The organism is Sphingomonas sp. BL-S-25 (assembly GCF_055521555.1).
In genome coordinates, this window is record NZ_CM145486.1 from 334,394 (window position 1) to 346,680 (window position 12,287).

Annotated in this window: 13 protein-coding genes; 8 read left to right on the forward strand and 5 right to left on the reverse strand. The window is 65.5% G+C overall.

Translation table 11 applies throughout. The features are described 5' to 3' along the window. Nucleotides 1-4: 4 nt before the first annotated feature. Entirely contained in the window at nucleotides 5-418 is a 414-nt protein-coding gene (ligA, locus tag ACZ1H8_RS01655; RefSeq protein ID WP_465179666.1) for a protocatechuate 4,5-dioxygenase subunit alpha, read from the reverse strand. Between the two features lie 178 nt (nucleotides 419-596). Here ligA and ACZ1H8_RS01660 point away from each other — a divergent pair, with 178 nt between their 5' ends. From ACZ1H8_RS01660 to ACZ1H8_RS01670, 3 genes are read left to right on the forward strand one after another with little or no spacing between them, the layout of a single operon-like run. Next, nucleotides 597-1,439 (forward strand): p-hydroxycinnamoyl CoA hydratase/lyase, encoded by an 843-nt coding sequence (locus ACZ1H8_RS01660; RefSeq protein ID WP_465179667.1) that lies wholly within the window; start codon nucleotides 597-599, stop codon nucleotides 1,437-1,439. A 7-nt stretch (nucleotides 1,440-1,446) separates the two neighbouring features. Next, nucleotides 1,447-1,854, forward strand: a complete 408-nt coding sequence (locus ACZ1H8_RS01665; protein WP_465179669.1) for a nuclear transport factor 2 family protein — start codon at nucleotides 1,447-1,449, stop codon at nucleotides 1,852-1,854. A 54-nt stretch (nucleotides 1,855-1,908) separates the two neighbouring features. Then, nucleotides 1,909-2,616, forward strand: a complete 708-nt coding sequence (locus ACZ1H8_RS01670) for an IclR family transcriptional regulator (RefSeq protein ID WP_465179670.1) — start codon at nucleotides 1,909-1,911, stop codon at nucleotides 2,614-2,616. 66 nt (nucleotides 2,617-2,682) lie between these two features. Here ACZ1H8_RS01670 and desA read toward each other — a convergent pair whose 3' ends face one another. Next, nucleotides 2,683-4,083, reverse strand: coding sequence for a syringate O-demethylase (gene desA, locus ACZ1H8_RS01675; RefSeq protein WP_465179671.1), 1,401 nt, complete (start codon nucleotides 4,081-4,083; stop codon nucleotides 2,683-2,685). Nucleotides 4,084-4,115: 32 nt separating this feature from the next. Next, nucleotides 4,116-4,766: an alpha/beta fold hydrolase gene (locus ACZ1H8_RS01680; RefSeq protein WP_465179672.1), complete on the reverse strand. Its 651-nt coding sequence runs from the start codon at nucleotides 4,764-4,766 to the stop codon at nucleotides 4,116-4,118. 197 nt (nucleotides 4,767-4,963) lie between these two features. Here ACZ1H8_RS01680 and ACZ1H8_RS01685 point away from each other — a divergent pair, with 197 nt between their 5' ends. The 4 genes from ACZ1H8_RS01685 to ACZ1H8_RS01700 are packed head-to-tail and all read left to right on the forward strand — an operon-like array spanning nucleotide 4,964 to nucleotide 7,937. After that, nucleotides 4,964-5,833, forward strand: a complete 870-nt coding sequence (locus tag ACZ1H8_RS01685) for a methylenetetrahydrofolate reductase (RefSeq protein WP_465179674.1) — start codon at nucleotides 4,964-4,966, stop codon at nucleotides 5,831-5,833. Nucleotides 5,834-5,859: 26 nt separating this feature from the next. Further along, nucleotides 5,860-6,714 (forward strand): formyltetrahydrofolate deformylase, encoded by an 855-nt coding sequence (purU, locus tag ACZ1H8_RS01690; RefSeq protein ID WP_465179675.1) that lies wholly within the window; start codon nucleotides 5,860-5,862, stop codon nucleotides 6,712-6,714. Next, nucleotides 6,683-7,582 carry a bifunctional 5,10-methylenetetrahydrofolate dehydrogenase/5,10-methenyltetrahydrofolate cyclohydrolase gene (locus ACZ1H8_RS01695; RefSeq protein WP_465179676.1) on the forward strand — a complete coding sequence of 300 codons (900 nt, stop codon included), beginning with the start codon at nucleotides 6,683-6,685 and terminating at the stop codon, nucleotides 7,580-7,582. Before purU ends, ACZ1H8_RS01695 begins: the two co-directional genes overlap by 32 nt. Then, nucleotides 7,575-7,937: a dihydroneopterin aldolase gene (locus tag ACZ1H8_RS01700; protein ID WP_465179677.1), complete on the forward strand. Its 363-nt coding sequence runs from the start codon at nucleotides 7,575-7,577 to the stop codon at nucleotides 7,935-7,937. Before ACZ1H8_RS01695 ends, ACZ1H8_RS01700 begins: the two co-directional genes overlap by 8 nt. Before the next feature lie 15 nt (nucleotides 7,938-7,952). Here ACZ1H8_RS01700 and ACZ1H8_RS01705 read toward each other — a convergent pair whose 3' ends face one another. Together ACZ1H8_RS01705 and ACZ1H8_RS01710 are read right to left on the reverse strand one after the other, a co-directional pair. Then, nucleotides 7,953-10,100 carry an acetate--CoA ligase family protein gene (locus tag ACZ1H8_RS01705; protein ID WP_465179678.1) on the reverse strand — a complete coding sequence of 716 codons (2,148 nt, stop codon included), beginning with the start codon at nucleotides 10,098-10,100 and terminating at the stop codon, nucleotides 7,953-7,955. A gap of 79 nt (nucleotides 10,101-10,179) precedes the next feature. After that, nucleotides 10,180-10,629, reverse strand: coding sequence for a MarR family winged helix-turn-helix transcriptional regulator (locus ACZ1H8_RS01710; RefSeq protein ID WP_465179679.1), 450 nt, complete (start codon nucleotides 10,627-10,629; stop codon nucleotides 10,180-10,182). A gap of 220 nt (nucleotides 10,630-10,849) precedes the next feature. On the opposite strand from ACZ1H8_RS01710, the gene ACZ1H8_RS01715 reads away from it, so the two are divergent. Next, nucleotides 10,850-12,271: an aldehyde dehydrogenase family protein gene (locus ACZ1H8_RS01715; RefSeq protein WP_465179680.1), complete on the forward strand. Its 1,422-nt coding sequence runs from the start codon at nucleotides 10,850-10,852 to the stop codon at nucleotides 12,269-12,271. The last annotated feature ends 16 nt before the right edge of the window (nucleotides 12,272-12,287 follow it).

The window sequence follows — 12,287 nt, forward strand, 5'->3', positions numbered from 1 at the left end:
CCCCTCAGCGCCGCTCGCGGATCGAGCGGTTGCCCTCGGGCGAGCGGCCGCCGCGCAGCATCATGTCGCGATACTCTGGAAAGCTCATATCGGTCATCGTGCTGACCGCCTCAGCGAACGATATGCCGTCGGTCGAGAAGAGCTTGGCGAGGAAATAGACATTGCCGCCCAGATCGAGGCAGCGATTATAGTCGCGGGCCAGCAAGGCCTGTTTCGCGTCTTCGTCCAGCGGCCATTCGTCCAGATAGGCGCGCTCGTCTGCCTTGAACCGGGCTCGGTTGTCCGGCGTCATCAGGCTCATCGCGAACTGGTTCATGTGGTAGCCGCGACGCGCGCGGGCGGCGGTGAACACGCGTGTCCCGGGAATATCCTCGAACTCGGCGAGATAGGCGTGGATGTCGATCGGTGCCCGGCTCATGCGTGCCTCCCCTCTGTCCCTACGCTGGATAGCGGACGCGCCGGCCGATGCAAATTATTTGTATGCCCGGCATACGTATGTTGCAGCAGCGCGATGCCGCATCGGTTAGCGGGCGATTTACAGCCGTAAATTCTCATTGTATCCCAATGATACATATTGCGACGGGACAGGGAGTTGGATGATGGAAGATCAGGATGTCGTTTCGGTACGTGTCGAGAACCGCATCGCCTGGGTGAAGTTTGCGCGGCCGGAGAAGCGCAATGCGATGAGCCCGACGCTCAACCGGCGGATGATGGACGTGCTCGACGAACTCGAGTTTCGCGACGATGTCGGCGTCCTCGTGCTGGGCGGCGAAGGATCGGCCTGGTCGGCGGGCATGGACCTGAAGGAATATTTCCGCGAGACCGAGGCGCAGGGCCTGCGCGGCGTGCGCAAGTCGCAGCGCGAAAGCTATGGCTGGTTCCGCCGGTTGCGCTGGTTCCAGAAGCCGACCATCGCGATGGTCAATGGCTGGTGCTTCGGCGGTGGCTTCGGTCCGCTGTTCGCCTGCGACCTGGCGGTCTGCGCCGATGAAGCGCAGTTCGGCCTGTCCGAGATCAATTGGGGGATCCTGCCCGGTGGCGGCGTGACGAAAGTGGTGGTCGACCTGTTGCCGATGCGCGACGCCATGTGGCTGACGCTGACCGGCGAGCTGATCGACGGCAAACAGGCTGCGGCGATGCGCCTGGTCAACGAAAGCGTGCCGCTCGACCGGCTCGAAGCGCGCACGAGCGAAATCGCCGAGCTGCTGCTGAAGAAGAACCCCGTTACCCTGAAATTTGCCAAGGATGCGGTGCGCCGGGTCGATCTGATGACCTATGACGATGCCGAGGATTATCTGGTACGGATGCAGGAAGCGTGCAATTTCCACGACACGTCCGAGGGTCGGAAGGAAGGCATCCGCCAGTTCATCGACGAGAAGAGCTACAAGCCGGGACTTGGCAGCTACGACCTGTCCAGGTCCAGGGCGCCGGCAAACTGACACGGGCATGGACGCGAGCGGAGAGAGCCACCGCACCAGCATTCGTGCGATCGAGCAGGACTGCGCCAGGCTGATCGCACGCTATGCCAATCTCAACGATGCCGCGCGCTGGGAGGAGCTGGCAAACCTCTATGCCGAGGACGGCCGGATGGCGCGGCCAAGCGCGCCCGACCTGTGGATCGTCGGGCGCGCGTCAATCCTCGCCGCGTTCCAGGCGCGGCCTGCGCGGGTCACGCGACACATCTGCTCGAATATCGTCATCGAGGTCATTGGCGCGCATGAAGCCGAAGGCGAAAGCGCGATGCTGTTGTTTACCGACACCGGCGCCCCTAAGGTCGGAAGCTTCCATGATCGCTTCGTCCGCACGGACGATGGCTGGCGCTTTTCGGAAAGGCGTGGCAGCCTGATCTTCTGACAGGGGGCATTACTGCGCATGGCTGGCTCTGCGCCACCGACGGTCAAATCGGCGATGCGCACGATCGATATTCTCGAATATATCGTTGCGCGACCGACGGGCGTCGTCGCTCAGGAGATCGCGGCTGGACTGTCGATCCCGGTGAGCAGTCTGTCCTATCTGCTCGGGACGCTGGTCGAGCGCGAATATCTGGCGCGCGACGGCCGTCGCTATCTGCCGGGCAGCGCGCTGGGCCGACTGGCGGCGCCACGCACCTCGCTGTCGCTTGCCGATCGCGCGCGGCCTTTCGTCCGCACGCTGCGCCAGAGCATCAACGAGACCGCATCCTTCTTCATCCGCGACCTGTGGCAGCTCGAAGCGGTGGTCACGGAAACGGCGGAACAGTCGCTGCAATATTCGATCGCGGTCGGCGCGCGCAGCCCGCTCCACTGCCTGGCAGCTGGCAAGGCGATACTCGCGACCTTGCCGCCCGCCGATCTGGACGGCTTCTTCGCGGCGGCGCCGCTCGCCGCTTTCACCCCAAGCACGATCACCGACGAAGCCGAGTTGCGTGCCGAACTGGACACCGTGCGCGACAGCGGCGTCGGCCGGACGAACGGGGAATATACCCCGGGCATCTGTGGATTGGGAATGACCGCAGCAGTGAACGGCACGGTGCTGGGCGCGTTCGCAGTCGCCATTCCGCTGCCGCGCTTCACGGCGGCGACGGAAGCGGCTGCGATCAATGCTCTGCGACAGACGGTTGAGCGCTTCACCGCGTAAATCGCGAAGGACTGATACGAAACGGGGGCGAGCATCCGCCCGCCCCCGCCGAACGAACGCAGCGGATCAGGCCGCCTTGGACCGCCACCCGTCAGCATAGCTGTCCCGCGCCACTTCCGAATAAGGGACCGGCGACACGATCGCCTTGATCTCCGTCTGGACGTGCGGCTCGACGGTCGGCTTCGCCGTGCCGCCATCGGGCTCGCCCCACAGCAAGGTGACTTCGGTGCCCGGCGTAGCCAGTTCGGCATCGACCATCGCCAGCGCCAGGAAGCGACCAGCGTTCACGGTATAGCCGATCCAGGTCGAGACGCCGACCGTCCTGCCGTCCTTCTGCACCGCGTCATAGGGATGCATGCAATAGACCGCGCTCGGGAACTCAAGGAACTTGGCCTTGTCTCCCGTCTGGAGCATCGAGCTCATCACCCGCACCACATCCTCATTGTCGAGCGCCAGCGTCACCTTCTGGCGATGCGGCTGGTCCTTGATCTTCTCCAGCGCCTCTCGGCCGACGAACTCATGGTCGAACTTGACCATGATCCCATAGCCCAACTCCCAGGGGTTGAGATAATAATCCTCGATATTGTCCGAGACGAAGCTGCCGCCGAGCGACGCCTTGCCTTCATAGCTGTTGGCGCTGAGCCATTCGCGAAAGCCCTTGCAGCCTTCGCCGGTATAGATGCCCGGCAGCGGCGACGGAATCCAGCCGGACTCCAGCGTGTTCGACGAATAGGTGCGGCCGCCGCACAGCGTCAGCCCGTCATCCTTGCCCGCCTCGATCAGCGCGTTGCGCACCGTGTCGTAATCCTTCCATGGACCGAACAGCTCGTAGCCTGGCTGACCAGCCATGCCGTGACGCAGCGCGCGGACTTCGACTCCGGCGATGGTGATCGGGGCCATGTGAAAGAATTTGAGGTCGGGCGGGGTTTCGCCCATCGCCTTGCCCAGGATCGTCATGGCGTTGGGGCCCTGAAGCTGGAAGCGATAGTTGCGGCGATAGCCCTGCTGGTCCAGCGGGCGCGCAATGGTACGCTCGTCGCGCTCGACCTTGACGTCCCATTTGCCGGTCGATGCCCAATATTCGACCCATTCGATCGACGGAGCGCGACCGACCAGTTCGAACTTCTCTTCTTCCAGATAGAAGAGGATGACGTCGCCGATGACATGCCCCTCGGGCGTGACCGGTGCGAACTGCTTGGCGCGATTGGGGACGAACCCCTTGAAGCTGTTGGGCGCCAGATAGGCCAGCATGTCGAACGCGCCCGGTCCGGTCACCAGCAGGTCGACCATGTGGAAGCTCTGGTTGAACAGCACCGCGGTTTCCGCCCACGACCGCTGCTCGTCACGCCAGTTGCTATATTCGGCCGGCACGCCCGGATAGGCATTGGGGCCCGTCTGCTGGTTGCGCAGGAACTCGACGATGTTGCCCTGTTCGTCGAGCAGTTGCTGCAGGGTCTTGTCGCTCATCAAACCTCTCCTCAGGTGAAATAAACCGAAGCTCAGTGGACGGCCGGCTGGTTCAGCCAGTCGCGGACGATGCGGGCAAACGCCGAAGGCTGTTCGGCCGGCATCATGTGCCCGGCACCCTCGACGACCCGAAGCTTGGCGCGCGGTATCGCAGCGGCGATCGCCTCATGCTGTTCGACCGGCGACCAGCGGTCCTCGCGGCCCACCGCGACCAGAACCGGGCAGTCGATCGTCGGCAGCAGCGAGTCGAGCGCCGGGCGATTGAGCAGGGCTTCGATCTGCGCCTCGAACGTCTCGATACCCGCCGAGACCGCCATGCCGCGCAGCCGAGCCATCAAGACTGCATCCTCGCGGGCGCTGTCGCCCATCATCGGCGGAAGCCAGGCATCGACCAGCGCCGCCATGCCCTGCGAGCGTCCCAGATCGCGCAGCCGATAACGGCCTTCACGTTCCCCGTCGCGCACCGGGTGGACGCCGGTGTCAACCAGCGCCAGCCGCGCGACACGCTCGGGCGCCTTGCGCCAGATCTCCAGCGCGACACGTGCGCCCATCGAATGGCCGACCAGCGCGAACGAGGCAGGAAGACGAGCCAGCGCATGGTCCGCCATCGCCTCGATCCGGTCCGCGCGTCCGTAGAAGCCGTCGATGACCTGAGCGTTCGGAAAACTCGCCAGGTCGAACATGCGCGAGTCGCACAGCAGACCCGGAAGGACAGCGAGCGAGCTCTGATCAGGGATGACGAATTTCGTATCCATGAAATTTCATCTATACGAATCTTCTTAACGGGGCTAGAGACAAAAGGTGAGATGATCGGCGCCGCTCGATCACGGTCGCCATCGATCGAAATGGCGACGGCGGCGCCAAGGCTGGAGAGAGCGCGATGAGCCTGCCGTCGATCCACCCGAACTGGGACCTGCCGTTCGAGCGCATGACCGACGGTTATTCGCTCGAGATGACTGCGAAGGACATCGACGCGCTGACCCGAGCGGCACCCGACATCGCGCCGGAAACGCCGGTCGCCATCACCTTCCTGCCCGGCGAGTCGCTCGAATCGCGCATCGCCGCCGCCAAGCAGGTACGCGCGCTCGGGTTCGAACCGATGCCGCATTTCTCCGCACGGCGCCTGACCTCGGATAGCGATTTCGAGCGCTATCTTGCTTCAGTCGTGGCGGAAGCCGGCGTCCGTCGCTGCTTCGTGATCGCAGGCGATCCGCCTGAGGCGGCCGGCCCTTATGAAGACAGCATGGCGCTGATCCGGTCGGGCGCGTTCGAGCGGGCCGGGATCAAGGCGATCGGTGTCGGCGGACACCCGGAAGGGCATCCGAACATGACCGCTGAGGAGACGTTCGGGGTCCTCGTTGCCAAATGCGACGAGATCGCACGGCGCGGGATGGCGCCGCTGGTCGTGACCCAGTTCGGTTTCGACGCCGCTCCGATCCTGAGCTGGCTGGCCGAACTGCGCGCGCGCGGCATCGATGCGCCCGTGCGGATCGGCGTTCCGGGGCCCGCGGGCATCAAGACGTTGATGCGCTTCGCCGCCCGATGCGGCGTCGGGGCATCGGCATCGGTGCTGGGCAAATATGGCATTTCGATCGGCAAGCTGATCGGCAGCGCCGGGCCCGACAAGCTGGTCGACGCGCTCGCGCGTGGCCTGGGGTCGCAGCACGGCAAGGTGCGGCTGCATTTCTATCCGTTCGGCGGCCTCGAAGCCACTGTCGGATGGATCAACGACTATAGCGCGCGGCATTGAGCCCGGCGACTGGGGAGAGAAGTCCGGTGACCGAATTGTGCACGCTGACCCTGCAATGCGAGGACCGCCCGGGACTGGTCGCGGACGTGGCGACCTTGCTGTCGCGCCAGGGTGGCAACATCGTCGACGCGCAGCAGTTCAACGATCAGCTCAACAACCGCTTCTTCATGCGGGTCGAATTCGAGATCGCGGCGGAAGGTGTCTACGGTTTCGAGGCGGCCTTCGCGCCGCTGGCGTCGACGCACGCCATGGGCTGGAAGCTCCGTCGCCATAGCGAGCGGCAGAAGGTCCTGCTGCTGGTCAGCAAGTTCGACCACTGCCTGGGTGACCTGCTCTATCGCTGGCGGCTGGGCGAGCTGCGAATGGATGTCGTCGGCATCATCGGCAATCACCCCCGGGAGGTTCTGACCACATCGCTGATCGGCACCCTGCCCTATCACCATCTGCCGATCACCCGGGACACCAAGCCGCAGCAGGAAGCGCAGATCAAGGCACTGGTCGAGCAGACCGGCGCGGACCTGGTCGTGCTGGCGAGGTACATGCAGATCCTGTCGGACGATCTTGCCGCCTTCCTGTCCGGCCGCTGCATCAACATCCACCACAGCTTCCTGCCGGGCTTCAAGGGCGCGAAACCCTATCACCAGGCGCATGAGCGCGGGGTCAAGATGATCGGCGCGACCGCGCATTATGTGACAGCGGATCTCGACGAGGGGCCGATCATCCATCAGGACGTCGAGGCGATCAATCACGCCGACACGCCCGACGACTTGGTCCGCAAGGGCCGCGACATCGAACGGCGCGTGCTCGCGACCGCCGTGCAACATCATCTCCAGGGCCGGGTCTTCCTGAATGGCGCGCGCACTGTCGTCTTCAAGGCCTGACGCCGCGGTGCATCTCATCGACGGGCGCGCCATGGCCCGCACGCTCAGCGCCGATGTCGCCGTTCGCGTTGCGGCACTGCAGGCCCGGACCGGCCGTCCGCCCGCGCTGGCGGTGGTGCTCGTCGGTAGTGATCCGGCGAGCGACATCTATGTCCGGCGCAAGGTCGCCGAATGCCAAAAGGCCCAGATCGTCTCGATCGAGCATCGCCTGCCCGACGACACGACCGACGCGGCATTGCTGGCACTGATCGACACGATGAACCGCGACGACGGCGTCAATGGCATCCTGATCCAGCTGCCCCTGCCCGGCCATATCGATGCCGGCCGGGTCCTCGACCGGATCGACCCGGCCAAGGATGTGGACGGCTTTCATCCCGTCAATGTCGGACGCCTGTCGACCGGAACGGGCGGGCTCGTACCGTGCACACCGCTGGGTGTGATGAAGCTGTTGGACAGCGTGATCGACGATTATCGCGGCCTCGACGTGGTGGTGATCGGCAAGTCGAACATCGTCGGCAAGCCGGTCGCCATGCTGTTACTCGAGCGGGAGGCGACGGTAACCGTCACTCATATCGAAACCCGCGCGCTGCCCGACCTTGCGCGCAAGGCGGACATCATCGTCGCGGCGGCAGGCGCGCCGCATCTGGTGCGCGGCAGCTGGGTGAAGCCCGGCGCGGTGGTCATCGATGTCGGTATCACCCGGATGACCGGCGAGGATGGCACGACCCGTCTGATCGGCGATTGCGCCACGCAAGAGCTGGGCCACGCCCGCGCCGTCACGCCGGTTCCGGGCGGGGTCGGGCCGATGACGATCGCCTGCCTGCTGGAGAACACGGTGACCGCAGCGGAACGCGCGCGCGGTGGCTGAGCTGCGCACTTCGACCCGGGTCCGCGTCCGCGACCTGCCGTTGCTCGCCGATATCGGGATCAATCCCGACGAGATTGGCCGCCGTCAGCCGCTGGTGGTGTCGGTGGAGCTGACATTGGCAGCGGGACCGATCGACGCAATCGGCGATACCGTCGATTATCGCCGGGTCGCGCAGGCGGCGGAGGATCTGGCGCTGGTCCATATTCCGCTGATCGAGACCTTCGCCCGACGTCTTGGCGAATGTTGCCTGGCGTTTCCGTCGGTACGGCGGGCGCAGGTCAGCATCGAAAAGCCGTTCGCGCTTACCCGCGGGGTCGCCGGCGTCACCGTCGAGGTGACGCGCGACGACCAGTAAGATCGGGTTCCGCCGCTAGAGCGTGATCAAGGCGTCCAGCGCGACGGCGCCCTGTCCCACAGGCGCGACTACGACCGGATTGAGATCGACTTCCCGGATCGCCGGATTGGCGATCATCATCCGCCCCAGTTGCTGGACCAGCGTTGCGACCGCGGCAATATCGGCCCTGGATGCCCCGCGAAAGCCGTCGAGCAGCGGCGCCATGCGCAATTTCTGGATCTCCGCCATGATCGCTTCACGGGACAGATCGGGCGGAAGCAGCCGCACGTCGCGGAGCAATTCGGCCGCCACGCCGCCGAAACCGACCAGCAATGTCGCGCCCCATTGCGGATCGTTGCGCGCGCCAACGATCAGCTCGACGCCCTTGTCGGCCATGCGTTCGACCAAGACGCCATCAAGCTCCAGCCCGGGGCAGGATGCGGCCAGATTGGCGCTGAGCCGATGCCAGCCGGCCATAAGCGCATCCTGGTCACCCAGCCCCACGATCACGCCGCCTGCGTCACTCTTGTGCGGCAGCTGCGGCGACTGCGCCTTGAGCACCACCGGATAGCCCAGCCGCTCGGCCGCCACGACTGCCGCGTCCAGGGTCTGCACCAGCTCGAACTCGGGGAAGCTAGCGCCATACGCGGCCATGATCGCCTTGGAACGATATTCGGGGATGACGCTGCCGCCTGCCCCCAGATCGACGCGGTGCATGTCGTCCAACATTTCCGTTTGCCGGTCGCGCCCCAGCGCATCGGCGAGGCGCGCGATCGCCCGCAGGGCGCGTTCGGCCGTTGGCAGATAGGTCACGCCGATGCGCCGCAACTGCGCAACATCTTCCGGCGCGACGCCGCCGCCCTCATCGACGCCGCCGATGATCACCGGCTTGCTCTGGCCACGCGAAAGCGCCTCCAGAACCGCGGCGATCTTGACGTGCGACGTCCGCGTCTCGGTCTGGATCAAGGTCAGCAGGATCGTCGCGATCCGGTCTTCGCCGTTCAATGCGCCAAGCACCCGTCCGTACAGGCCGGGATCGACCAGCCCCTGCGCGGTGATGTCGATCGGATTGGTCACCGGCACGAAGGCGGGCAATGCAGCGCGGAGCGCCGGGCTGTCATCGTCGTGAAGCTGCGGCAGGTCGAGCGCGACGTCTTCCGACAGGTCCAGCATCATCGCCTTGAAGGCACCCGATTCTGCAATGACGCCGACACCCCCCGATGCCAGATCCGGACAGCGAACGAGGATCTCGACCACATCGCCCAGTTCCTCCAGCGTGTCGACCAGCACCACCCCCGCCTGCCGGACATGCACCGCCATGACCGCGTGCTCGCCGGCCATCGCGCCGGTGTGGGTGGCCGCACTGGCCGCGCCCGCGGCGCTACGCCCGGGATGGAGCAGCACGATATGCTTGCCGGCTGCCCGGGCGGCACGCGCGGCGGCGAGGAACCGCGACGGGCTGCGGATATGCTCGGCGATCAGCGCGATCACCGCGACGCCGGGCCTATCGACCAGATGCGCCAGATAGTCCTCGATCCCGGTCGCGGCCTCGTTGCCGGTCGAAATGTAGCCGTCGAGCGGAACCGCCCGGTGGATCATCGTCGTCGCCAGCACCGCCGCCATCGCACCCGATTGCGAGACGATCCCCACCCGGCGCGGGCCCTCGGCGGTCGCGTCGGGCGTGTCGATGAAGGTCAGCGACACCCTGTCGCGAAAATTGACATGGCCCAGGCAATTCGGTCCCTCGATCACCATCCCGCTTTCCGCGGCGATCCGGGCGATTTCCTCCTGATCGGCTTTCCCGTGCGGACCATCCTCGGCGAAGCCGGCGGCATAGATGACGACCGCGCGCACCTTGCGGCGCGCGAGGCCGCGAAGGGCGGCGATGACTCCGTCGCGCGGAATTGCGAGCACCGCAGCGTCGACACCCTCGGGGAGATCGTCGACCGTCGGCACGCACGCTCGCGCTCCGATGTGCGCCCGCTTCGGGTTGACCAGGTGGATCGCGCCGCCGAATCCTTGCCGGTCCAGATTGGCGAGCACCGACGCGCCGAGCGAGCCCGGCTTGTCCGACGCACCGATGATTGTGATCGACGACGGGTTGAGCAGAGCGTCGAGCGCCGGCGGATCGCTCGGCGTCCTTGGCAGCGCGGTCCGGGTCTCGATCACCGCTTCTTCCGCCATTTGTTCCTGCTCCTGCGCTGCCGTTGAACGCAGACAGTGTATCCCAAGGATACATTCACGCAAGCGGGATCATGGCCGCTCAGTTGCGCGCGCGGGGCTTCGGCGCCGGACGGCCCAGCTTGCGGAGCAGTCGAACCAGCGTCTTGATCTCCTCGCCCGTCAGCGATGCGGTCATCCGCGCATCGGAGGCGCGGAGTTCCGAAAGCATCGCTGCCACCTGCTCTTCCCCTTCGGCGGTGAGGTGCAGCGCGTTGGTGCGCAGGTCGCGGCCGGGCCGCCGTTCGATCAATCCGCGATCGACCAGCAGGTTGACCAGTTTCATCGCGCTCGACCGATTGACCCGCAACGCCTTGCCAAGTGCCGACTGGTCGCTGCCCGGATTGTCGCGGATCAGGATCAGCGCCGTCATCTTGGTCGGCGTGATGTCATAGGGGGACAGCGTCGCACGCGCGTCGCGGTCCATCAGCAATTCGGCGCGCTGGATCTGGTACCCGACGATCTCGAGCAGATCCTGACCTTCCTTCATCATCGCGACGCCCCTCGCATGACCGTGTTTCGTCGCGTGCCTTAGCAGGGTGGGATGCCGATGCCACCAGTCCGAATGCGCGATGCAGAAGGATGGCGGCAATCCGCATATCCAGCCCGTAGAATGACTTAGCCCATCTTGCCGATTCGGTATCCTTGGGATACATTTTCCCGAACAAGAATAATCCGTCGTGATGAGTCGCGGCGGGGTTGGGAGAGTGGCCTTGGAACGGACTTTTACGCTATTGATCGATGGTGAAGCTGTAAGCGGAGCGTCGGAGTTCGACGTCATCAACCCCGCCACCGCCCAACCCTTTGCCCGCTGTCCCAAGGCCGATGCGGGTCAGTTGAACCTCGCCGTCGCCGCAGCCAAGGCAGCCTTCCCCGCCTGGGCCGCGACGCCCGTCGATGAACGCGCGGCGCTGGTTGATGCTGTCGCGGCGCGGCTGCAGGAGCGGATGAGCGAGTTCGCCAGCCTGTTGACCAGCGAACAGGGCAAGCCACTCGATCAGGCGGCGGGCGAAGTGATGGGAACCGTCTTCACGCTGCGCGCCTTCGCCCAGATGCGTCCGCAGACCAAGGTGTTGCGCGACGATGGCGGCAATCGCGTGGTCGAGCACCGCACCCCGCTGGGCGTGGTGGCGGCGATCACGCCGTGGAACTTCCCGATGATCCTGGCGGCGAACAAGATTGGCCCGGCGCTAGTCGCCGGCAACACCATGGTGCTGAAGCCGGCGCCCACCACACCGCTGACCACCTTGCTGATGGGCGAGATCTTCGCCGAGTTGCTGCCGCCGGGCGTGGTCAACATTATCTGCGATCAGAACGATCTCGGGCCGCTGCTCACCGCACACCCCGATGTCGCCAAGGTCGCATTCACCGGATCGACCGCGACCGGCAGGAAAGTGATGGCGAGCGCTGCAGATGGCGTGAAGCGCGTCACGCTGGAGCTGGGCGGCAACGACGCGGCGATCGTGCTGGACGATGTCGAGCCGGCGCTGGCCGCGCAGAAGGTCTTCCAGGGCGCGATGTACAATGCGGGACAGATCTGCGTCGCGGTGAAGCGCGCTTATGTGCCCGAGGGGATGTACGAGGAGTTCTGCGAGGAGATCGCCCGGCTTGCCCGCGAGACGGTGGTCGACGACGGCGCCAAGCAGGGCGCGAAGGTCGGCCCGGTCCAGAATGCGATGCAGTTCGAGAAGGTGAAGGCGCTGATCGAGGATGCCGGGCAGCGCGGCAAGGTTCTGGCCGGCGGGGCGCCGCTCGATCGGCCCGGCTATTTCATCCCGCCGACGATCGTCCGCGACCTGGACGACGACGCGCCGCTGGTGCGCGAGGAGCAGTTCGGTCCGGTGCTGCCGGTGCTCAAATATCGCGACATCGACGAGGTGATCGCCCGTGCCAACGACTCCGCCTATGGCCTGGGCGGGACGATCTGGGGCCGCGACGTTGCGCGCGCGACCGAGGTGGCGATGAAGATCGACTCCGGCACGGTATGGGTGAACCAGCATCTCGCCATCGATCCGACCATCCCCTTCCGTGGATCGAAACAATCGGGTCTTGGCGGCGAGCTGGGCCAGTCGGGCCTGCATGAATATACCCAGGCGCATATCGTCAACGCCGTGGAACTGGAGCCGGCTGCCTGAGCACGGTCGAACATTT